This window comes from Chitinophaga skermanii, from assembly GCF_003259335.1.
Classification (GTDB): domain Bacteria; phylum Bacteroidota; class Bacteroidia; order Chitinophagales; family Chitinophagaceae; genus Chitinophaga; species Chitinophaga skermanii.
Map to the genome: position 1 here is coordinate 43,852 of NZ_QLLL01000010.1, position 23,218 is coordinate 67,069.

16 protein-coding genes and 3 tRNA genes are annotated in these 23,218 nt (G+C 40.2%); 14 read left to right on the forward strand and 5 right to left on the reverse strand.

The annotated features are described in order from the left end of the window. The first annotated feature begins 184 nt into the window (after positions 1 to 184). From LX64_RS22265 to LX64_RS22300, 8 genes are all read left to right on the forward strand, one after another. Positions 185 to 784, forward strand: coding sequence for an RNA polymerase sigma factor (locus tag LX64_RS22265; protein WP_111599908.1), 600 nt, complete (start codon positions 185 to 187; stop codon positions 782 to 784). 55 nt (positions 785 to 839) lie between these two features. Further along, complete coding sequence (locus LX64_RS22270) at positions 840 to 1,988, forward strand: FecR family protein (RefSeq protein ID WP_111599909.1); 1,149 nt, start codon at positions 840 to 842, stop codon at positions 1,986 to 1,988. Positions 1,989 to 2,375: 387 nt separating this feature from the next. Further along, the gene (locus LX64_RS22275) at positions 2,376 to 5,705 is read left to right on the forward strand and encodes a SusC/RagA family TonB-linked outer membrane protein (protein ID WP_158538709.1); all 3,330 of its coding nucleotides are present in this window, start codon (positions 2,376 to 2,378) and stop codon (positions 5,703 to 5,705) included. Positions 5,706 to 5,723: 18 nt separating this feature from the next. After that, positions 5,724 to 7,136 (forward strand): RagB/SusD family nutrient uptake outer membrane protein, encoded by a 1,413-nt coding sequence (locus LX64_RS22280; RefSeq protein ID WP_111599911.1) that lies wholly within the window; start codon positions 5,724 to 5,726, stop codon positions 7,134 to 7,136. 18 nt (positions 7,137 to 7,154) lie between these two features. After that, a complete protein-coding gene (locus tag LX64_RS22285; RefSeq protein WP_111599912.1) occupies positions 7,155 to 7,985 on the forward strand; it encodes a DUF4843 domain-containing protein in 831 nt (276 codons plus the stop codon). 18 nt (positions 7,986 to 8,003) lie between these two features. Then, on the forward strand, positions 8,004 to 9,602 hold the full coding sequence (locus LX64_RS22290) for a PKD-like family lipoprotein (protein ID WP_111599913.1): 1,599 nt from the start codon (positions 8,004 to 8,006) through the stop codon (positions 9,600 to 9,602). 166 nt (positions 9,603 to 9,768) lie between these two features. Further along, a complete protein-coding gene (locus tag LX64_RS22295) occupies positions 9,769 to 10,266 on the forward strand; it encodes a hypothetical protein (protein ID WP_111599914.1) in 498 nt (165 codons plus the stop codon). Continuing rightward, positions 10,263 to 11,045 carry a tetratricopeptide repeat protein gene (locus LX64_RS22300; RefSeq protein WP_111599915.1) on the forward strand — a complete coding sequence of 261 codons (783 nt, stop codon included), beginning with the start codon at positions 10,263 to 10,265 and terminating at the stop codon, positions 11,043 to 11,045. Before LX64_RS22295 ends, LX64_RS22300 begins: the two co-directional genes overlap by 4 nt. Here the strand turns inward: LX64_RS22300 and murB are convergent. Then, positions 11,038 to 12,054 (reverse strand): UDP-N-acetylmuramate dehydrogenase, encoded by a 1,017-nt coding sequence (gene murB, locus LX64_RS22305; protein WP_111599916.1) that lies wholly within the window; start codon positions 12,052 to 12,054, stop codon positions 11,038 to 11,040. The two genes, LX64_RS22300 and murB, sit on opposite strands and share 8 nt — an antisense overlap. 57 nt (positions 12,055 to 12,111) lie before the next feature. Here murB and LX64_RS22310 point away from each other — a divergent pair, with 57 nt between their 5' ends. Then, complete coding sequence (locus tag LX64_RS22310) at positions 12,112 to 12,780, forward strand: NAD-dependent epimerase/dehydratase family protein (RefSeq protein ID WP_148707429.1); 669 nt, start codon at positions 12,112 to 12,114, stop codon at positions 12,778 to 12,780. 45 nt (positions 12,781 to 12,825) lie between these two features. Then, positions 12,826 to 14,811: a DUF3857 domain-containing protein gene (locus tag LX64_RS22315; protein ID WP_111599918.1), complete on the forward strand. Its 1,986-nt coding sequence runs from the start codon at positions 12,826 to 12,828 to the stop codon at positions 14,809 to 14,811. On the opposite strand, the gene priA is transcribed toward LX64_RS22315, so the two are convergent. The 3 genes from priA to LX64_RS22330 all read right to left on the reverse strand — a co-directional run bounded on the left by priA (position 14,812) and on the right by LX64_RS22330 (position 18,518). Beyond that, the gene (gene priA, locus LX64_RS22320) at positions 14,812 to 17,256 is read right to left on the reverse strand and encodes a replication restart helicase PriA (RefSeq protein ID WP_111599919.1); all 2,445 of its coding nucleotides are present in this window, start codon (positions 17,254 to 17,256) and stop codon (positions 14,812 to 14,814) included. Beyond that, positions 17,253 to 18,020, reverse strand: a complete 768-nt coding sequence (locus tag LX64_RS22325; protein WP_111599920.1) for a lysophospholipid acyltransferase family protein — start codon at positions 18,018 to 18,020, stop codon at positions 17,253 to 17,255. The genes priA and LX64_RS22325 overlap by 4 nt, the downstream gene beginning before the upstream one ends. 84 nt (positions 18,021 to 18,104) lie before the next feature. Further along, positions 18,105 to 18,518 (reverse strand): DUF4258 domain-containing protein, encoded by a 414-nt coding sequence (locus tag LX64_RS22330; RefSeq protein ID WP_111599921.1) that lies wholly within the window; start codon positions 18,516 to 18,518, stop codon positions 18,105 to 18,107. Between the two features lie 72 nt (positions 18,519 to 18,590). Between LX64_RS22330 and mtaB the strand changes: the two genes are divergently transcribed. The 4 genes from mtaB to LX64_RS22350 all read left to right on the forward strand — a co-directional run bounded on the left by mtaB (position 18,591) and on the right by LX64_RS22350 (position 20,823). Further along, entirely contained in the window at positions 18,591 to 19,868 is a 1,278-nt protein-coding gene (gene mtaB / locus LX64_RS22335; protein ID WP_111599922.1) for a tRNA (N(6)-L-threonylcarbamoyladenosine(37)-C(2))-methylthiotransferase MtaB, read from the forward strand. 211 nt (positions 19,869 to 20,079) lie between these two features. Further along, positions 20,080 to 20,154: transfer RNA gene (locus LX64_RS22340), tRNA-Val, on the forward strand. A gap of 28 nt (positions 20,155 to 20,182) precedes the next feature. Continuing rightward, a tRNA-Val gene (locus tag LX64_RS22345) sits at positions 20,183 to 20,257 on the forward strand. Positions 20,258 to 20,748: 491 nt separating this feature from the next. Continuing rightward, positions 20,749 to 20,823, forward strand: a tRNA-Val gene (locus tag LX64_RS22350). Positions 20,824 to 20,933: 110 nt separating this feature from the next. Here LX64_RS22350 and LX64_RS22355 read toward each other — a convergent pair. Then, a complete protein-coding gene (locus LX64_RS22355) occupies positions 20,934 to 23,084 on the reverse strand; it encodes a cation:proton antiporter (protein WP_111599923.1) in 2,151 nt (716 codons plus the stop codon). Positions 23,085 to 23,218 lie beyond the last annotated feature (134 nt).

Sequence of the window (23,218 nt, forward strand, 5' to 3'; positions counted from 1 at the left end):
ACTTAACCGGTAGCGTAAGGGGAAACTTATGAGTGGTTAAAAAGCAAAATTTAATCCTTCTAACGAGCCATGGTAAAGGATTCTTTCCAGTAGAACATATATAACGGCATGAGTACTATAGAAATTAAAATGAAAACACTAGTTTTGTTTGGACTGATCAACCAAATAAATTGCTACTTTATCAATGACCGTGCAACCATTACCAAACGAACCGGACTTGCTGCATGATTTACAAGCTGGGGATGCTGAAGCATTCACGGCCTTGTATCATCATTACAGCCCGATGGTGTACGTGGTTATCCAGCGAATGGTAAAAGACCCGGTTCAAACGCAGGAGATTGTACAAGATATCTTTTCCGGGATTTGGAAAAAGCATGCCGAATTAGAGATTGAAAATTTAGCCGCCTACCTATACAAAGCCAGCCATAACCGGGTCGTGAATTTCTTCCGCAAGATCAAGCAAGACCGGGCACAGTTACAAGACTTCAAAGTTTACGTAGAAGAGCATTATTCACATATCGAGGAAGCATTACACTACCAAGAAAGCGAGGCTTTATTGCAACAAGTGCTAAGTACATTAACGCCGCAACAGGGAAAAGTATACGAATTAATTAAGGTAAAAGGTTTATCGTATAAGGAAGCAGCTGCGGAATTAAACCTTTCCACCTATACCATTAAAGAATACTTAGTAAGTGCCAACAAAAAAATCAGGCTTTATTTTGATAATCATATCGTAACAGCCCTGTTTTTATTATCGTTATATGGAGCGAAAAACTTTTTTTAAAATTTTTTCGAATTCCATCCCCCCATTTTTATTTTTCATTTGTCATTAATATAGAATGAAACGTCCAGATTACTTTATTAACCTATTTAATAGGTTATTGGAAGGTAGCTGTTCTCCCGAGGATACGCAAGCGTTGATTGAATGGTTAGGAAGCGAGGAATTAGATCCACTAGCCAGTAATTTAATACAAGCAGAGATCGAAAAGATGCCGGACCCGACCACCATCGACCCCGCCATCAAGGAGAGATTAGCTGCACAACTTCCAGCAATTTTAGCGATGCGCGAAACGCCTGTCGTACGGGTATCGCCATGGCCGAAATTGTTGAAAATTGCAGCTGTAGTACTCGCCATTGCTTTGCCTGTTAGCTATGCTATTCTTCGTGCACCAAAACAAGCAGTTGTTATTTCGCATCAAGAAATTAAACCTGGTACCGATAAAGCTATATTAACATTAGCCGACGGGTCGCAGGTAACGCTAGATAGTAGTGGCAACCAAGTTTTAGTTCAAGGTAACACTACCATTAAGCAGCTAGGTGGAGAATTGTTGTATGATGCCAATACAAACGGTGAAGTATCGTACAACAAATTATCCACGCAGCGCGCTAACCAGTTCAAGGTGAAATTGCCAGATGGCACTACGGTATGGTTAAATGCCTCGTCGGAGATTACTTACCCTACTGTATTTACCGGCAACGAGCGGGTAGTTACATTAGAAGGGCAAGCCTATTTCGATGTAGCACAAAATGCATCGCAACCATTTAAAGTGAAAACTAAAACGGGCATTGTGGAAGCACTAGGTACAAGTTTCGATATTATGTCGTACCCCGATGAACCTTCTACAAACACCACCTTGGTATCGGGTGCGGTAAGAGTTTCCAGTGGCGACCAGTCGGTGGTATTACAACCCGGTATGCAAGCAGTATATCAACATCAAACAGGTAAAATAAAAGTTAACAAGGTAAATGTAGAAAGTGTGATAGCGTGGAAGAATGGCGTATTTGTTTTAAACAATGCCGGTATTTCGGTAATTATGCGCCAGATTCAACGTTGGTATGATGTGGAAATCGAATACCGTGCAGGATTTAAAGATGAAGAATACGGGGGCGAAATCCCTAGAGATTATCCTATGTCCGACGTGATCAATGTGTTACAACAATCAGGGGTAAAATGCGAATTACAAGGTAGAAAAATCATTATGAAATAAACAAATAAGGTACATATCATTTACATGTAGAAAGGAGTTCAGCAAAAGACTGTCAACTTAAAATCAACAACCAACCATTATATTTTAACTAACCAGTATTTATCAATCAAAAACTTAGAACACATGAACTCTTTCAGCTTCATTACGAGCAGGGGTATGCCCTGCTCTACACCTAATTACTAGTTATGTCTAGCCCTCAACAAAAAGGCCGGTAATGTTGCAGCATGACCGGCCAGTGTTGGTGCGCATAACAATTTTTCGAGGACTGTTATTTTCTAACCAAACATTATCAAATCTATGCAATTTCTTGCAAATGGCAAGGCTATGCCTTTGACCTGGTTCAAAGGCGTGGTTCCACTTCGAAGTACAGCACAAATTTGGCTGATTATGAAATTAATGATATGCTTACTTTTAGGGGTTTCTCTACATATAAGCGCTAATAGCTACGCTCAACAGGTGTCTATTTCAGTGAAAGACGCTAAACTTGAAAGAGTTCTAGAGCAAATAAAATCACAAACAGGCTACACCTTCGTATACAAAACCGAATGGTTACGCGAGGCTAAGAATGTTGATTTACAATTAAGCAATGCACCTTTAGAAAGTGCGTTGGAATTGGCATTTAAAAACCAACCATTTACGTACTCTATTACACGTAAAACCATCGTTATCAAGCAAAGAGACGAGCTGGGGATTGGTGCACCTAAACCTGTTGAAACTTTCCAAGAGATTACTATCCGTGGTAGGATTGTTGACGAGAAAGGGAATGCCTTACCAGGCGCCAGTATTGGTATTGTGGGCGATAAGCGAGGTACTGTTTCCCTTGGAGATGGTACATTCAGCTTAAGCGTTCCTGACGAAAAATCGAGAATCAGAGTTTCGATGATCGGTTATCAACCCGTTGATTACGTGGCTACTAATGTTCCTGCGGTGATTAAGTTACGTTTGAAAGATGAAGATTTGAACCAAGTGGTGGTAACGGGTGTGATGAAACGTAATAAAGAATCGTTCTCTGGTGCAGCTGCTACTTATACCGGTCAACAATTAAGAACAATCAGTAATACAAACGTGATCCAAAGTTTACGCACCTTGGACCCATCGTTCTTGGTATTGGAGAATAACATTGCGGGTGCGAACCCTAACCAGCTCCCTACCATCGAGTTACGCGGTCAAACCAGTATCTCTACAGAAACCGTGCGCGATCGTTATTCTGAAGATCCTAACCAACCATTATTTATCTTAAACGGCTTCCCGGCAACTTTACGCCAGATTGTTGATTTGGATATGAACCGCGTTTCTTCCATTTCAATTTTGAAAGATGCTGCTTCTACGGCTTTATATGGTGCCCGTGCTGCAAACGGTGTAGTAGTAGTAGAAACTATTCGTCCACCAGAAGGTACTTTCAACATTCGTTATAACAGTGATTTCAACTTCGAGATGCCGGATATTTCGTCATACAACAGGATGAATGCTGCTGAGAAATTGGAATTTGAAAGATTGTCGAATGTGTACAAAGCGAATTCCCGCTTCGATAGCCCAGATGATTATTATCAATACTATTTGCCTTTATACAATAGCCGCTTGCAAGATGTTTTGAGTGGCGTAGATTCTTACTGGTTATCGGATCCATTGCGTAACGGGGTTTCTCAGAAGCACGGTATTTATGTGGGTGGCAACTCTGGTGCAGTTAGCTATGAATTGGGTGGCCATTATAGAAAAATAGAAGGTGTAATGAAAGGAGATGGTCGTGATGAATGGTCGGGTACACTTCAAGTAGGTTACAGGCAAAATCGACTCAACTTAAACAACATCTTATACGTTAACGGCTCTAAAGAAAACGAATCGCCATATGGTTCTTTTGCCACTTGGGTGAATACGAACCCGTATTTCAAAAAAGCCCCGGCAGATCAACGATTCTTATCCGTATTTAAAGATAAAGGCAGCAATGGTCAAATACGCGATGATTCAGTTTATATTGCCAACCCATTATATAATGCCTCTATTGGTAACTTTGATAAAGGTCAGAGTTTCAATATCCAGAATAACTTACAAGTTTCGTATAACTTAACGAAATCGTTGATCTGGGAATCCAACTTGCAATTGAATGCAACGAATACAGATAACCGTACCTTCAAATCACCCTTACATACTTCTTACTTCAAACAAACAGAACCAACAAAACGTGGTGAGTTAGGCATTCGTACCTCTAATCAATTCCGTTACTCTGCCAACACGATGTTATCGTTCTATAAAAACATCAATAAGCACTCGATTAATGCTAGTGCAAGAGCGGAAGTAGAAGAAGACAAAAGCAGTGTAAACACTACTAACTACATTGGTTTCCCGAATGCAAGTAATGGTAACTTACGTTTTGCATATGGTTACAATACCGACAAACCGGCAAGTGCTTCCATGCAAGTGAGAAGAAGAGCGGCTTATGTAGGTGTATTGTATTATTCTTATGACAACCGCTACAACTTTGATGTAACCTGGAGAAATGAAGGTTCTACAGCTTACGGCGCGGCCAATCCTTTCCAATCTTATTTTGGTTTAGGTGCAAGTTGGAATTTACACAACGAGAAGGTAATCAAAGATTTGGATCTATTCAGTGCATTACGTGTTCGAGGTAACATAGGTTCTACCGGTAACCAAAACTTCGATTCATACACTTCTATTACTACTTATGTATATCCTTCACAATACAATATGTTTGGACAAGGTGTGGTATTAAGTACGAAAGGTAACCCGCATTTGAAAGCACAAAAAACAGATAGTTACAACTTAGGGCTTGATGTATCGATGATGGAAAACCGTTTGAACTTAGAGGTGAACGTATACCAAAAAGTAACATCGCCGATGGTATTAGCCGTAGAATTATCACCATCATCGGGTTTATCGAGATATCCATTTAACGCCGGTACCAGTACTGTAAAAGGTATGGAGTTCAACTTACGCTATAACATTCTCCAAAACAGGCAGAAAAACTTGCAATGGATGGTGGGTGTAACGGGATCGAGATACAATACGATTTACTCTAACTTGAACACTACGTTGAATAACTTGAATGATAAATTACGCGAAGCGAATTCGTTGGTAAGTTATAGAGATGGTTATTCGCCAGAAACAATTTGGGCGGTACGCTCCTTGGGTATTGATCCAGCAACCGGTAGAGAAATCTTCCAAAAGTTAGATGGTACACAAACATTCGATTACAACACGAAAGACCGCGTAGCATTGGGTAGTACTCGTCCTGAGTTAACTGGTGTTATTTCTACTTCCGTAACGTACAAAGGATTTTACTTCTATTTAGCTGGTAGGTACAATTACAATGCCGACTACTTAAACTCATCCTTATACGACCGTGTAGAGAACATCGATTTCTATAATATCGTTGAAAACAACCAAGACAAGCGTGCCTTATACGAAAGATGGAAAACAGCCGGTGACATCTCTAAGTTTAAAGCCATTTCATTAACAAGCACAACGCCGATGTCGTCGAGGTTTATTCAGAAAGAAAACTCTTACACCATCGAATCAGTGAGTCTTGCCTATACATTCAACAGCAGGAATTTCTCATGGTTAAATGCGCTTAGATTGAAATCGCTCCGTATTTCGGGTATTGCCAACGAACCGTTAAGAATTTCTACTATTAAAAGGGAAAGAGGTTTAACCTATCCATTCTCTAGGAAATTCTCCGTTTCATTGAACGCCAATTTCTAGTTTTTTTAATGTGTAATTATGAAAAAAATACTGACATATCATATTGTACTATTAGTTGTATTAGGCAGCACCATTACTTCGTGTAAGAAGTGGCTGGATGTACAACCTGAGGACAGAATCCCAGAGCAAGTTGTTTTTAAAAATGAAAATGGATTCCAAGAAGGGATCAACGGTTTCTATATCGAACTAGCGAAGCCCGATTTATATGGTGGTGTTACTTCACAGTTTATCTACGATGTGTTGGCACAACGTTATGTTTCATCTAAGAATACAACGACGCAATATTTTTTATCGCGTTACGACTGGCAACAAACACCAGTAAAAGCCATGGTGCTTAACATTTGGACTAAAATGTATGCACAGATTGCGGGTGTAAACCAGTACTTGGAGAACGTGGAGAAATATAAAGGCAACATTGCAGAAGGAAGATACATTTATTACAGGGGGCAAGCATTAGGTTTACGTGCCTTCTTGCATTTGGAATTACTTCGTGCATTTGGTCCCATTTATTCAGCCGATTCAACAGCACCGTCTATTCCTATTTACAAAGCCCTTAAAGCAGAAAACCAGAAGCCTGTTTCGTCTACAACTGTAATGGATTTTGTGTTGCAAGATTTGGATGCTGCTATTGCAGACTTAAGTGTATCAGACCCGGTTACTGTTTCTGGACCGAAGAACTTCCTGAACTGTAAAATGAATCTTGCAACTGTGAAAGCATTAAAAGCGAGAGCTTATATGTACCGTGGTGATACTGAAAATGCAGCGGCGGCGGCAAAAGATGTATTGAACCAGTTTGATGCATTGTTCCCATGGACAACGGCAAGTGATATTAACATAGTAGGATCTGGCGACCGTATTTTCAGTACAGAAATGTTCTTTGGTGTGTATTGCAACGTATTGAATGATGTGTACGATACATATTATACTTCGAACGCCGATGTTGGAGATTTCTTGTACGTTGGGCCAACCTTGGATCAAATCTATGATAACAAAATTCAAGATTACCGTCTTACTTACGTATGGCGTACAGATGGCAACTATTCCTTTAGAATTTTGAAGAAATACCAGCTACAACAAGGTATTGTTGACAGGTTAGTTCGTTCACGCAATATAGTGCCGCTAGTAAGGAAAAGTGAAATGTATTACATTTTAGCAGAGTGTGAGCAGGATCCAAATGTTGCCTTGACTTATTTGAATGCAGTACGTGATCATAGAGGATTGGAATTAGATAAATTATCGGACCCAGCATCAGTACACGATCAAATTACAAAGGAATATGTGAAAGAGTTTTATGGTGAAGGCCAATTATTCTTCTACATGAAACGTAATAAAATTACGAACATTCCTAACGTAACTAATCTCAACAACGTATCGATACCACTCAGTGGGTTTAGGTTGCCAATTCCAGAAAAAGAATTGGAACACTATTAATCTTTCAAAACGTTTTATATGCAACTTAAATACATCAATTATATACTCACCTGCATCGTAGCATTATCGATGGTATCTTGTAAAGAAGATCCAATTATGATGTACGATCCCAGTACTACTAAAAGTACGATCTATTTCTCCGATAGGTTTAACAAGGCATTAACCTTTGATAGAACCATTCAAAATGACAACGAGTTCATCAGTTTTGGTTATACAAGCACAGAGAAAATGGATTCCATCTTCATATTGAGTGTACGTGCAACTGGACCTGCTGCCCAGGAAGATAGAACCTTTAAAGTTGTTGCTGATGAACATTCAACAATGAAGGAAGGGATAAATTTTGAATTTGTAACGGTACCGGTTATTTTAAAAGGTAGAACAACCGGGAATGTTGTGGTGAAAATTATTCGTACGCCAGACATGAAAAAAGATACCTTATCGCTGAAACTTCGATTGGTATCGAACGAGCAATTCCAAACAAATATCCAATACAAACAAAACAATGCGAAAACGGATAGTTTAGATATCCTTTCTACTTTAATTTATGTAGATGATATTACCGGTGTTCCGTCTCTTTGGACAAGCGATCGTACAAAAAGTACTATCAACACTTACTTACTAGGCACTTTCTCAAGAGAAAAATTATTCTTGATGATGGATATATTGAATCTAACAATTGAAGATTTCAATCCTACTATCACATCAGCTAATAGTGGCCAGCACTTAGATCGTGCTACCGGTTGGGCATCTTATATGCAATATTGGCTTGCTAAAGAAGCGGTAGCCAACCGTTTTTATTACGAAGCCGATGGTGTTACAAGAATTAGAATGGGTATATCCTACCAATAAACTATCAAATCGAATCACATGAAATTTCAACATAAAATCATTTGCAGTTGCCTCCTTTTAAGTGCGCTCGTGTATGGTGCGTGTAAAAAAGATTTGGGCAACTATGAATATACACAACCACTTGACATTACCATCGAGGGAATTCCTTCAAACTATGCTATTGCAGCAGGTGATAAACCCGATATTCAGCCTGTATTAAAAGGTGCTGAAAATGTAGCCGATTCTAACTTTAGTTATCAATGGGTAATGTCGGTTAGCTATTTAATTGGGGAAGACAAATTACGTGTTATTGATAATAGCAAGAATTTGGACAGTGTTTTCCGTTATACATCGGGTGCATATAATGCTTATTATTTGGTAACCGATAAAAGAACTGGCCGTACATGGACAACACCTTTCACGATTACCATCATGGGTAGTGTAAGGAAAAACGGTTGGTTCTTATTAACAGAAAAAAGTGACCATACTGCTAATATTGGTTATTTGATCGAGGATACTTTAAATGTAGGTACTTATCCTAAACGATTCAGCGAATTCCAAACGACCTTAAGAGATGCGACTACAAATGTGCCTTATAGTTTGCCGGGCAAACCTAAGTTTTTAAGCATCGTTTCAGCATCTGTTAACGCAGCAGAAACAGGTACAAAAGTTTGGATTTATGCAGGAACAGACCAATGGTTAGAAAAAATAAATGTTACCAATGACTTTACTTGGAAAAATAGGGTGTATAGTTTCCCATTAGAAAACTCTACGGGAATGACTACACTCGATAAAATTTTACCAACATCAAGCGGCATCGGATATGGTATTAAGGATACATCTTTGTACCGTTATTATAACGTATTCCGTTATACAATGGGTGTACCTATTAGTCGTTTAGCAACGGGCGAATTAATCAATATTGCCCCAACGATAGCCCAAGTAACGCAAACAACATCTTTAGCCTCCGTAGTATACGACACACGTGGAAAGCGTTTCTTGTATCACTATGAAACAAACTCATTCTTAAAACAATTCACCAACAAAATCGATGGCTTTAACCCTGATAGTGTAGGTATGGATTTAGTTTGGATGGGGTATACGCATGCTTATGCCGGTAACGTAATTGCGTTGATGGAAAATAGTGCGAAGAAAAGATTTATTGCGCGTATGGAGTTTAATTCATCAGCAACATCTCTACCGTTAAGTTTATACGAAGTAACGGCGCCAGAATTATTCCAGGCGGAGAACTTTGCGATTGACTTGAAATATGGCTTTATGTATTTCTCCAACGGCAGCAAATTATTCCGTTACAACTTAGATACAAAAACTGTACAGTTGGTGAAGGATTATGGAACAGGAAATAACATTACGAAAATTCGTACAAAGTTCCACCAATCAGTAATTGCTCCAACACAATGGCAAAGTGTGCTCAACTTCCCTCAATCATATAACAAGTTTGTTTTAGAACCGGTTTCCTGGGGTGTTAGTGTTACTACATTTAATGGTGACTACAATAGTGGTGGTACCTTGGATGTATTAAAAATAGATCCATTAAACCCACAAGCTGGTAGCTATTATACAGTTACTGGGCTTGGTAAAATAATAGACTTCGATTATTACTATTCGAAACTATAAAAATACTGTTCTACAGTTTTGATTGTAATTTTGAACCGCCGTCTCTACTTTATAGAGACGGCTTTTTTTATTGTTTTGTTAAAAATTTTCCAGCTTGATAAACTTTTGTTAAAATAATTTACCTATCTTGTTACTCCTTACCCTTTTATCAACCAATTTCGTTCACATGAAACGCTATGCCATCGTAAGTTTCGTGGTTGTTGCATTTTTATTATTGAATTGTATTGTTTGTTCTGCCCAAAGTAAAGTTCCTCATCCAAGAACCGTTAATGATTTACCCATCGATAGTACCGTGCGTGCTAAAGATGAAAATTTTATATTCCAGTATTACAATATCGATACACACGTAACGGGTGGTATCCACTATATCCGTAAGACTTATCATAAAAATTATATACCCGTTCTGGAAAACACCCAGCAAGGTTTTATTACCCTACGCTTCTTAATTAATGCAAATGGAGAAACCGGTCGTTTTTATGTAACAGGTATGGATAGACATTACCGGCCGCTCACATTCGATGCACACATAACCACCCAAATTATAGCCATTGCGAAAGGCTTACAAGGATGGCAACCGGGCATGTATATGAATGAAAAGCGAGATAGTTATTATTACTTGGTATTTAAGATGGAAAACGGTTATATTAAAGATATTGTGCCATGAGATGGTTATTACCCCTACTTTTACTACCATGCAAACTATTTGCGCAAAATAGTTCAGCCCGCGAAAGGGCCGAAAAATACTACGCCATGGGAATTGAATACCGTCAAGGAAGTTTGAAATCCCAATTATACTTAGACTCTTCTATAATAGTGGATCCTACGTTTGCAAAAGGCTGGCACGAGAAATCGGTGCCCTATTTGAAAAATGGTGATTTTATTACGTGGAAACCACTCATAGATAAAGCGGTGGCACTTGCGCCCAATATACACCTAGGTACAAGAGGCTGGTGTGCATTCTCCTTTTTACACGATTACGAAACAGCCATAGCCGATATTACGGCCTTAGAAACATTGTTACAAGGCTATTTACCTTCTTCAGGCAATGGCATGTATCCATTACGCATGATATTGGGATTGAGTTATAGAGAAATAGGGAATGAAACCTTGGCTATTAGCACCATGGAGAAATCAATTGCATCGGGTAACCGGGGCTTGTACGATTATTTACACTTAGCGGTTACTTATATGCAAGTAGGGCAATGGGACAAGGCACGTATAGCTTTAGAACAAAGCATCGCTGGTTATCCAGGCCTGGCCGAGAATTACTACTACTTAGGGAAATACCAATTGCAACAACATAACATAGCGGCTGCCCGTACGAGTTTCGAAAAGGCAAAAAATTGTTATTTACACGAGTTTCATTTTATTGATCCTTATGTAACCCCTTTAGATGCTGTTGCCTTGGAAGAAATAGAAGAAGCCATAGAAAAGCTTAAATAATGTTCACTTCACGCTCTAAAGCCACCCCGAACTTTTCTTGTACGCTGGCTAATACTTTAGATGACAAATCGTAGATCTCGCTACCGGTAGCACGACCGTAATTTACTAACACCAATGCTTGCTTGGCGTGTACACCGGCATCACCTTCGCGGAATCCTTTCCAGCCACATTGTTCAATAAGCCAACCTGCGGCGAGCTTTACATGCCCGCTGGGTAAAGGGTATGCTACGATATTGGGGAACTTAGCTTTTAGCGTTTCGTATTGGGTTGCTGGAATTTCTGGGTTTTTGAAGAAACTACCCGCGTTTCCAATTTCGGCTGGATTGGGGAGCTTGGAACTGCGAATATTAATAACAGCTTGGCTGATAGCTTGAATAGAGAGATCTTTCACCCCCATTTGGGTCAACTCCTGTTCAATTGCCCCGTAACTGGTATTAAAATGAGGTGTTTTATTTAATTGGTAGGTAACGTCTACAATCACAAACTCATTCTTCAATTCACGCTTAAATACGCTTTCCCGGTAGCCAAATTTACAATCGGCGTTGTTGAAAGTCATGATTTTGCGTTCCTCGATATGGAAAGCCGTTAAACTATGGAATGTGTCCTTGATTTCTACACCATAGGCACCTATATTTTGCATAGGGCTAGCGCCTACATTGCCAGGTATGAGGGATAAGTTCTCTAAACCGGCCAAATTTTCTTGGATACAATGCTGTACAAAGCCATGCCAATTCTCTCCGGCTCCACTTTTCATATACACATGGTCGCCTGCTGTACCTGTTTTCTCGATGCCTTTGATGTTGTTTTTCAATACTAAACCATTGAAATCCTTGGTGAGCAAGATATTACTACCCCCGCCTAGGATGAGTAAGGGCATATTTTTCCAGCGAGAATCGCTTAAAATATTCCCCAAATCTTCAATCGATTCAAAAGTACTGAAATAACGTGCTGTAGCGGGAATGCCGAAAGTATTGTAGGCTTGTAATGAAACTTGTTCTTGTACGATCATGATGGCTTGTGTAAAAAGGCTATCTTTATTTATGGAACAAAGATAATTAACAATCACATGCAAACAGCTATTGTTACAGGCGCTACCGGGTTGTGTGGGAAAGCATTGGTGCAGTTACTTTTGGAAGATAATACCTTCAATAAGGTACGAACAATTACCCGGAAGCGGTTACCCATTGATCATCCAAAGCTAGAGCAAGTATTGGTTGCCGATTTTGAGCAAGAAGAACCGCTCAAACCAGCGCTGCAAGGCGATGCATTGTTTTGCTGTATTGGAACAACAATCAAAAAAGCCGGTACACAAGCTAACTTTGTAAAGGTGGACCTAGAAATCCCCGTTACGGTAGCAAATATTGCCCATGCGAACGGTGTTCCACAAATGTTAGTAATTTCGGCCGTCGGGGCGGATGCCGCAGCGAGGAATTTTTATTTAAGAACGAAAGGGTCTATGGAAAATGCTGTTAAGCAGGTAGGCTTCGCGGGATTACATATTTTCCGACCTTCGCTGATAAATGGTCAACGCGACGAAAGAAGGTTTACTGAAAAATTGGCTATGAATTTGATGCATGTATTGAACGTGTTGCTCGTGGGAAATCTGCGTAAGTACCGGAGCATTAACGCTACAACAATCGTAAAAGCCATGCTGAAAGTTTACCAAGCACACCAAGATGGCGTGCATATTTATGAATCAGACGAAATAGAAAAAATAGTAAGTGCAGCTAGCTAACCCGCTTACTTAGATTATACACACCAGCAATAAAGGAACTAGATTATGAGCTCACGCATTTTATCTACATTGGTCGCAAGCCTGTTCGTTGTAACAACGCAAGCGCAAATCAATACACAACTTCCTGATACCTACAAAGTAAGACCTACGCCGTACACAGTTACCAATCCTGCACAATTCAATACAGATATCACTGTGCTTGATTATACCGTTGTTCGCAACTTTAAAGAAGCGGCCGACCGTCCAGAACCCAATCTTTCCCATATACTATACGTACACAAGCATTTCCGTATTAATACACAAAAAGGTGCCGATAGCTCTGCCACCATCCTTATACCAAAAGAAGATGGTGCCGAGCCTATTTACATGGAAGCACGCGTAATTGCCCCCGATGGCACTATTAGCCAGATTACCGGTAGATTACGTAAGTTAAACGGGGCTGACGGGAAAGAATTTTGGACAATTAAAACACCCGCTTTAACACCTGGGTCTGAATTAGAATACGATTTAGCCTCTCTAGTATATGACGCATTGGCCGGTGCCGATCTTTTTCAAGAAGATGTACCTGTTGTACATGCTCGCTTCCGGCTTGTAACACCTAACATTTTAAAGTTTGATGTTAAATCTTTGAATGGCTTTGGTGAAGTAACAAGCGCGCAACATGGTCAAACCACTGTATTTGATGTTGAGGCGAACAATATCCCGGCCTTTCCGAATAGTGCTTTCGTATTCCCGAAGCCTTTAGTACAAGGCGTTTCATTTGGGATGAGAAGTTTTGTGAATATGGCTTCATACAAGCGAGAAACGGTTGAATACAACTGGCAAGATTATGGTGAACGTGAATATATTTCTTACTATAACATCGACAAAAATGAATACACACGCCTTCAAAAAGAAATGGAAGGTTGGTTATTTATTCGTCAACGTAAATCGTTGCCATTATTGATTTACCAAGTAGAGCACTACTTGAAAAGTATCATCAAATATGAGCCTGCTAAGAATATCCCAGACCTCGAAAACTTGGGTACCATTCTTAAAAATCGAATGGCAAATGATTTAGGTATGGTTCGACTTATGGCGGCAGTGTATTACAACTTGGGTATCCGTGCTGAATTATTACTCGCTTCTCAACGAGATGAACTACCTATCGACACGAGCTTATGCACCTTCTACCGGGCTAAAAATGTATTGCTTTATTTCCCTGAATTAAACCAAGCCATTGCGCCAACAGAACGCGACTATCATTTTCCTAATATTCCGCCAATGTGGTCGAACACGTTAGCATTACATGCATGGGATTCTGCTACGGCAAACGCTTCTGTAGTGAAAACCAATTTTATGCGTGTTCCAGTAGGCAGCTATGCGAATAATGGGATTAGAATGTCGGTAGATGTGAAGTTTTCACCTAGCAACGATTCATTGTTGGTTAATACTACGCAATTAATTAGTGGAGATCCAGAAGTGACGCTTAAAGCAGTGCTTAACACACCTAAAATAAATACCACGCAAGTATTAACGAGTAACTTGCCATTATCGCCTACTGAAATGCGCAATTTGAGTGTTACAGTAGCGAACCAAGATTGGTCGCCGACGATGATTTCTCGACCATTAGAAGTGAGAGCTTCGTTCAGCAATACATCTATCTTAAAAGTAGAAAACAACGGGTACAGCATCGATTTACGTGAACTTAACCGTATGCCGGTTGATAATTTAGGCGACTTACCTGCTGCTGGTCAACCCATCAATATTACGTTCCCATTCTACCAAGAAACAAAGATTAGCATTGCTTTACCGGCAGGATATAAAGTGAAGAATGCGGCTTCCTTCAACAGTGAATATGTTTATAAAGAAGGAGATGACGAAGTTGTAGGTTACCGTTTGAAATCATTACAATCAGATCAAACCTTTACATTACTATTAACACAATGGTACGCGCAAACCGATTACCAAGGTAAAGCACGTGAAGGTTTAGAAAAAGTATTGAGAACTTTATTGCAATTGAGAGAAGTAAAAGTAGAGATCGCTAAATAATTATACCGTATCCACATCGGGTACAATCAGTACAGCACGGAAAGCTTTTTCCGCTGTTAACTGGATAAAATATTCGCGCAGCAAGTTCTTTGCTTGCGCGATTTTTTTCATATCACGTGGCAACTTAATGAGCATTTCTTGTAGATAATAGTTCCGTAATTTATTAACGATTGGAGCAGCAGGTCCTACCAATTGAGCACCAAGGTGCGGTTTTAACCAACTACCCAATACTTGTGCCGCTTGGTTAACAGTACTTTCCTGTTTATGCTTCAAGGTAATTTTCAATACACGTACAAATGGCGGGTACGCAAAACGTTCGCGTTCATCGATTTCGGCAGCATACATACCATCATAATCGTGTGCGGCTACAAATTGTAACACTGGATGCTTGGTATTATTCGCTTGGATAATAACCCGTCCAACCCCATCGCGCCTACCAGCCCTACCACTTACCTGTTCCATTAATTGGAAAGCTCTTTCATTCACCCTAAAATCAGGGAAGCTTAATATGCTATCGGCACTTAATATGCCTACGAGGGTTACATTTTCAAAATCCAACCCTTTCACAACCATTTGCGTACCTACTAGAATATCGATCTCCTTTTCTTCTAGGAGTTGAATCATTTTGTTATGACTATCCTTCGTTCTAACCGAATCTACATCCATACGCGCTATCCTCGCTGATGGAAACATCTGTTGCAGATCGTCTTCGATTTTCTCGGTGCCAAAGCTTTTGGGGATCAACGTTTGACTACCGCAGGCAGCACAGGTATGAATATATGGGTAACGTGTACCACAATAATGACAATGTAATTTATCGTGCTGGCGATGGTAAGTAAGCGAAACGTCGCATTGTAGGCATTGCGGAATCCAACCACAAGTGGTGCACAATAAAAACGGTGCATAACCACGCCTATTCTGGAATAGAATAACTTGTTTTCCACTGTCGAGCGTAGCTTGGATAGCTTCTGTTAATTGACTGGAGAAGTTCCCTTGCATGGTTTTCAATGCATGTTCCTTCTTTAAATCGGCTACTTCAATTGCCGGCATTTCTATACCGCCAAAGCGTTCCATCAACTTCACTAAACCGAATTTACCTTGCGTAGCGTTGTAATACGATTCCAAACTAGGTGTTGCGGAACCCAGTAAAACTTTCGCCTTAAAAATAGAAGCGTAATAAATTGCCGCATCGCGGGCATGATACCGAGGAGCAGGATCTTGTTGTTTGTACGAAGGGTCGTGTTCTTCATCCAAAATCACTAAGCCTAAATCCTTGAAAGGTAATAATAAACTGGAACGTGCCCCCAAAACAATTAGGATTTCACCGGTTTTCACCTTATTCCATATTTCTACCCTTTCATTATTACTGAAACGGGAATGGTAAATACCAATTTTTCCCGCGAAATGTTTTTTTAACCGCCGGATGATTTGTGCTGTTAATGCTATCTCTGGGAGTAAGTATAAAACTTGCTTACCAGCCTGAACAGCTTCCTCTATGAGCTTCACGTATACTTGCGTTTTACCGCTAGACGTTACGCCATGTAGCAAGGTTACCGGCTTTTGCGTAAAACATGCGTGTACTTCTGTTAACGCTTTCTCTTGGGCTGGACTCAAATCGAAATCGATGGTAGACTCGATCGTTCCGAGGGGAACTCGATCCACTGTTCTTTTCTCTATCCAGAGAATACCTTTTTCTACGAGTCCTTTTAGTTGAGCTGCAGAAGCGCCCGATTTCTTCAACAATTCGCTTTGGATAACGGCACCTTGGGTTTTCACTAAGTGAAGATAAGCGAGTAATAACTCCAACTGTTTAGGAGCCCGGGAAAGTTCGTCGAATAAAGGAGCGAGGCGTTCTTCCGATTCAAATTCGGGTTGTAGCTGTACGTAGTTTTCCTTCTTCTCGCGGTAGGCTTCTCTTAATTCTTCATAAATGATCAGCACCCGTTTTTCGAGCAAACGTTTGATGACGCTGTACACTTCAGATTTATCGAGAATTAGTTGTACCTCGTCGATACGTAATTCTTTCCGAATGTTTAAAGCTTCGGCGATCATGTACTCATCATCGTCGAGCAAGGAAAAATCGTGTTCGATACTATCGTTATACAACAGAACCGTTTCGCTGGAAAGTTTAAGGTGGGCCGGCAAAGCAGCATTAAGCACTTCCCCTTCTGTGCACATATAGTATTGTGCGATCCATTCCCAGAATTTAAGCTGGGTGGGATATACAACAGGCTCCTTATCGAGAATATCGATAATAGGCTTTGTTTTATAAGCTTGTGGTGCTTGCGTGTGAATGTTTTTTACGATGGCGGCGTACTTCTTATTTTTTCCTAACTGCACAGCTACCCTACTGCCCACATGCACATTGTGTTCCATGTGTGGCGGAATAGAATAGGTATAATTCCTCGGTAGGGCCAACGGTAAAATTACATCAGCAAACATCATACGGTTTGTAAACTTGGAAATTCGTGGTACTCACGCATCGCAGCATCCATGGCGTCGAAAGTACGTTGTTTTAAAGCAGGAAGATCAGCTATTGTTAGTCCTTCTACTGGAATAGTAGGTAAGTAAACGATTCGGCAAACACCTGGTGTAAGCGAGGTAAGGTTTACTTTGGGTAAACGCTGCCTGCTATCTACGTATAAAACGGGTTTGATTGGTGTTTGGGTTTCGATAGCGATTTTGAAAGCGCCATTGTGAAATTGGCCTAATGGTTGGTCACCTTTATTGAACGTTCCTTCTGGGAAGATCAAAACAGAAACCCCTTCTTTCAACATCGCAATCATTTCGCGTACACTTTTTGAGCGGCCGGCAGCTGTTTTACGATCTACAGCTACTACGGAAGCTTTATAGATGATACCGAAGAACGGCACTTTTACCAATTCAATTTTACCCAATGGGCGGAAAGGTAAACGCATTACTTTTACGGCAATAGCAGCATCGAGGTACGAGCTGTGGTTTACGCAGTAAATACAAGGCTTATCGTCGTTCGGTTCACGGTATTCTCTTTTAAACCAAATACCCACCGAAGGAAACCATACATGCGCCCAAAAACGCAAGAAATAAAACACAATGTTTCCCCCTTTAACCTTACCTAAAATAAACGAGGCAAGAATAATTGGCGGCAAAATCAAAAACATGATCGCCAAGAAAACGATGATTGCGTAAATGGTGTAAATCACTTGGAATGGCTTCACAATCCTAAACATATTAGCCGGCTGTATTTTAATAGAAAAACGCGAAAATTACAGGATTCCCGCGGTATAACCTAATTATTTGTTGCAATATACATACTATGGGCATTCGCAACTCCAATCGCGTTCCAAATCTATACAGGTAATCACTTTCACCTCGCCACCACATTCCCCGAATACGATGCGAACATGTTGGCCATCGGAAGTATAACCTTCGCGGGCAATGGTTGGACAAGGCTTACCATTCTTTTCAGATTTCTTGGGGTTGACTTTCCCATTCATATACATATCCAGCACCTCCTCCTCCGATATACGCCGGCAAGCCATCCGGCACAAGGCATGTTTCGTAAACTTCAATGTAGGAACATCCTTTTTACTGGCGGTCGACTTAGTCGCAGGCCGAGATGCCTTCGCTTTTGGTGGCGCTTGTTGTGAGCTAATGGGCTGTTCACAACCGATGGCTAGGATCAGCGTTAAGATGGCCAAGGCGGCCGTTTTCCATGCTTTATACATATAAAAAATGGCTAAACTACGATAAAAACTCCCACCGTGCAATAATGTAAAAAGTGCTACCTTTGCCGACTTATGACACAAGCAAAATCAGTAGCATTTCACACGCTTGGTTGCAAACTGAACTTCTCTGAAACGTCTACCCTCGGCAGATTGTTTGAGAAAGACGGCTTCGAGAAGAAAGAATTTGAGGATGCAGCCGACGTATACGTGATCAATACTTGCTCCGTAACGGATAATGCCGATAAAGAATGCCGCCAATTGGTGCGCCGCATTCAACGTCGTTCTCCCGAGAGTGTAGTAGTGGTAACGGGATGTTATGCACAATTAAAACCAGGCGAAATTGCCGGTATTGAAGGGGTGGACCTTGTTTTGGGTGCAGCTGAGAAATTCAATATCGTTGAACATATTAAAAATTTCACGAAGGGAGATAGCGCAAAAATTTGTTCTTGCGATATCGAGGACGTGAATACATTCCATTCATCATATTCTGTAAACGACCGCACCCGTACCTTCTTAAAAGTACAAGACGGTTGCGATTATAACTGTGCTTTCTGTACCATTCCAATGGCGCGTGGTATTAGTCGTAGTGACAGTGTTGCGAATGTGGTGGCCAATGCCAAAGAATTAGCCGCCAGCGGCGTAAAAGAAATCGTGTTAACCGGTGTAAACTTGGGCGATTTTGGGAAAGGATTTGAAGGTGGGAAGAAACGTGAAGAAACATTCTTCGAACTTGTGCAAGCTTTGGAAGAAGTAGATGGGATTGAGCGTTACAGGATTTCGTCGATTGAGCCGAACTTGCTTTCGGATGAAATCATTGATTTCGTATCGAAGAGTAAGAAGTTTATGCCGCATTTTCATATTCCATTACAAAGTGGTAACAACGAGATTTTGGGGTTAATGCGCAGGCGTTACAGAAGAGAACTATATGCAGAGAAAGTAGCATTAATCAAAGAAAAGATGCCGCATTGCGCTATTGGTGTAGATGTAATTGTTGGCTTCCCAAGTGAAAGCGACGAGCACTTCAAAGACACCTACGATTTCTTGCACAGCCTTGATGTATCTTATTTACACGTGTTTACTTATAGCGAAAGGGCCAACACTGCGGCTTTGGATATTAAACCGGTTGTTCCGCAGCAAGTACGTCAAGAACGCAATAAAGCATTACGCAACTTAAGCTTCATGAAGCAGCAGTTCTTTAATGCCCAGCATGTGGGTGACACACGCTCTGTGTTATTCGAATCGCATGCAAAAGATGGTATGATGGAAGGTTATACCGATAACTATATTAAGGTAAGTACACCTTACCGTGCTGAATGGGTGAATAATATTGTTGACTGGGAATTGCGTTAATGCAAGTCGCTTAGTTACAACACGATAAAAATTTCAAAAATTTTTATTCACCATAAAACTCAATACCAGTAAGCATTTCAAAAGATTATAAAATAAAAAAACGCTGAAATGCTTACTGAAATTGAAAAATAAATTTGGCAGAGATAAAATAATTTCTACCTTTGCAATCCCAACGAACGAAAAGCGTTCCACACAAAAGGGAAAAAATAATGGGAGTTTAGCTCAGCTGGTTCAGAGCATCTGCCTTACAAGCAGAGGGTCGATGGTTCGAATCCGTCAACTCCCACTACATAAAGACTTTCATTTTTTCCTAAGGGAGTTTAGCTCAGCTGGTTCAGAGCATCTGCCTTACAAGCAGAGGGTCGATGGTTCGAATCCGTCAACTCCCACACAAAGCCTTCTCAATCGAGGAGGCTTTTTTATTGCTATGAACTAAGCGATCGAACTACTATTTCGCTTTGTAGCAGCACATTTTTAGCGCCGTTTTTTATACAGCAAGTTGAACCCCAAAGCAGCAAATATTCCCCACCATTTAATAGTACCCACTTCCCTAATCATTTCAGGTATTGTAATCAAACAACTTCAATGCAAACACATGCATCTTCCTTTATTATGTCAATAAAACCAACAACAATTTATCCTACTATTAACACAGCATTTTTCTACACAGAAAAACGATGTAAACATTTTAAAAAACACAAACAGCATATAACACAATTACAATCTCAAAAAAATATCATCCTCTATAACACAATACCAGTAAGCATTACAAGCGATTGAAAAAAATATTTTTAAAAAAAGTTGCATAATTTCTTGTTTACATAATTTTCTTTTCTACATTTGCACTCCCAACGAACAAACAACGTTCGAAAAACAAAAAGGGAGTTTAGCTCAGCTGGTTCAGAGCATCTGCCTTACAAGCAGAGGGTCGATGGTTCGAATCCGTCAACTCCCACAAAAAAGCCTTCTCTATCGAGAGGGCTTTTCTTATTAGCGCCAATTTCAAACGCATAAAAAAAGGATGTACACATGTACATCCTTTTTACTTTTATAACAATACTGCTATTACTTTGGGTTCTTAAATATCCTCTTCACTACCTTGCCTAATTTATTTAAATTCTGCAATTGCTCCTGGATGGGCGCTAATGTTAGATCGGCAGGCATTACACCCGGTTCCGTTGTATCCACCTCCGTTTGTTCTGGATATATAAGTATTACGTTGTTTTCTTTGAAATGACGGTACAATTTGGCCGGAATACTATCCAAGTAAGGACTATAGCTCAAAGTACTCTTACGCGCCGAAATAACCACCATTAAATCGTTTTTAGACACACTGCGTGCAATCACTAAAAAGTCTTCCAATTCTTCCAACGTAACATACGTTACTTCAACACTACTTTTCGATGCCGTAATCAAATCACTAATGGCCACTTTTGTATGGGCACCTGCATATACTTGGAGCTTCGCCCCGGCTTGCTTCGTTAGCAACAATATCTTTTGCATGTAATGCGCAAAACCAATTTCATACTCGGCATTCTTCGGTGCAATTAATACCAAGTTTTTCGTTGTACTAAGCGGGTGATGGAAGTTACATACATACACGGTATCCCAAACCGATTGTAGTACGTTATCGAGCGTAGTACCAAAGATATTTCCTAAGAAACGATCCGTTGTACTGGTTTTATCGGTAAACCCTAATACTACGTCGGAAATCATTAATTCCTTCGCAGCACGACTAATCCCATCGGAGATATTCAAATCAACACGGGTAACTACTTGTAAATTGCTTTCCGTTGCCGCGGCATGCATCACAGCTTTCTCCATCATGCGGTTACTGCTGAATACATTTTCTTTTGCGGCATCATCATCTTGCACAATTACTAAGGGGTATATAGGCGCTTTAGAATGAGGATCATTGATCATTAATGCAAAATCGATCATGGACTCCATTCTTTCTGCATTGGGAGAGATGGGAATTAATATTCTACTTGGTTGTTCACCTAGTGGCGCTTTTTTATTGGCTTCTACGATCGCTAATTTTCTACCGGCAGATTGGGTTACGAAGGAACCCACTAAGCAAGTCACCAAAATCAATACCACTGTTCCATTCAGCACATTCTCATCCACAATACCCATATTGTAACCAATCATAATCACGGCAATAGTAGCAGCAGCATGCGCACTACTTAAACCGAAAATTACATTCCGTTGTGTAGGAGTATATTTAAAACACAATTGCGTAAAAAATGCAGCCAACCATTTACTAGCTAAGGCCATCACCGTTAACACGCCGGCAATAATTAATGCCTGCGGACCTTTCAACAATACGCGTAAATCCACGATCATACCCACGGAAATTAGGAAGAACGGGATAAACAATGCATTCCCTACAAATTCTAGCCTATTCATTAATGGTGAAGTATGTGGTATTAAACGGTTCAAAGCTAAACCGGCTAAGAACGCACCGATAATCCCTTCTACGCCGGCTAATTCAGCCAAGAAAGCAGCTAAGAATACAAGCGCTAATACAAACACAAAGTGCGTTGTTTTATCGTCTTTTATCTTCTTAAAAAACCATCTTCCTACCAAAGGAAATATCCAGAGAATGATCACCGCGAATATAGCTAAAGAAATACCAAGGCGTAACCAAAATGCGGTGTTTAGGTTACCGGATTGAGCGCCGGTAATAATGGCCAAAATAAGCAACACAGCCGTATCGGTAATAATTGTACCACCCACCGCTACTGTAACTGCTTCATTTTTAGTGATACCCATCCTACTGGCAATAGGGTATGCTACTAAAGTATGGGTCGCAAACATGCTCGATATCAGCATCGTGGCCATCCAGTTCAGGTCTAAAACGTACTTACAAACCACGAAGCCCAGTATTAGGGGAATAAAAAAGGTAAAAGAACCAAATGTCATACTCCGGTTCCGGTTCTTTCTAAAGTCGGCCATATCTAATTCCAAACCGGCTAAGAACATAATGTACAATAAACCGGCCTTCCCAAACAAATCAATACTGCCCTTCTCAATTAATTTAAATCCATGATCACCTATCAACATCCCAGCAATGATCAACCCAATAATACTGGGTATCCTAAACTTCCGCAGGATGATAGGCGCCAATAGAATGATAAACAGTACCAAGGAAAAAATAGGCACTGGGTCTTTCAAAGGCAAGCTTACATCAAATAGAAATACTGTTCCATTCATACCGCTTAATTTACGTTCTTTTCTTCAAAATTGATTCATATTCCATGGTTTACATATGAACTTTATGCAAACCGTTGCGATTTTTCCACCTGCAAACTACAATTATTTGAAATCGTATGAGTAGCCACTATGTA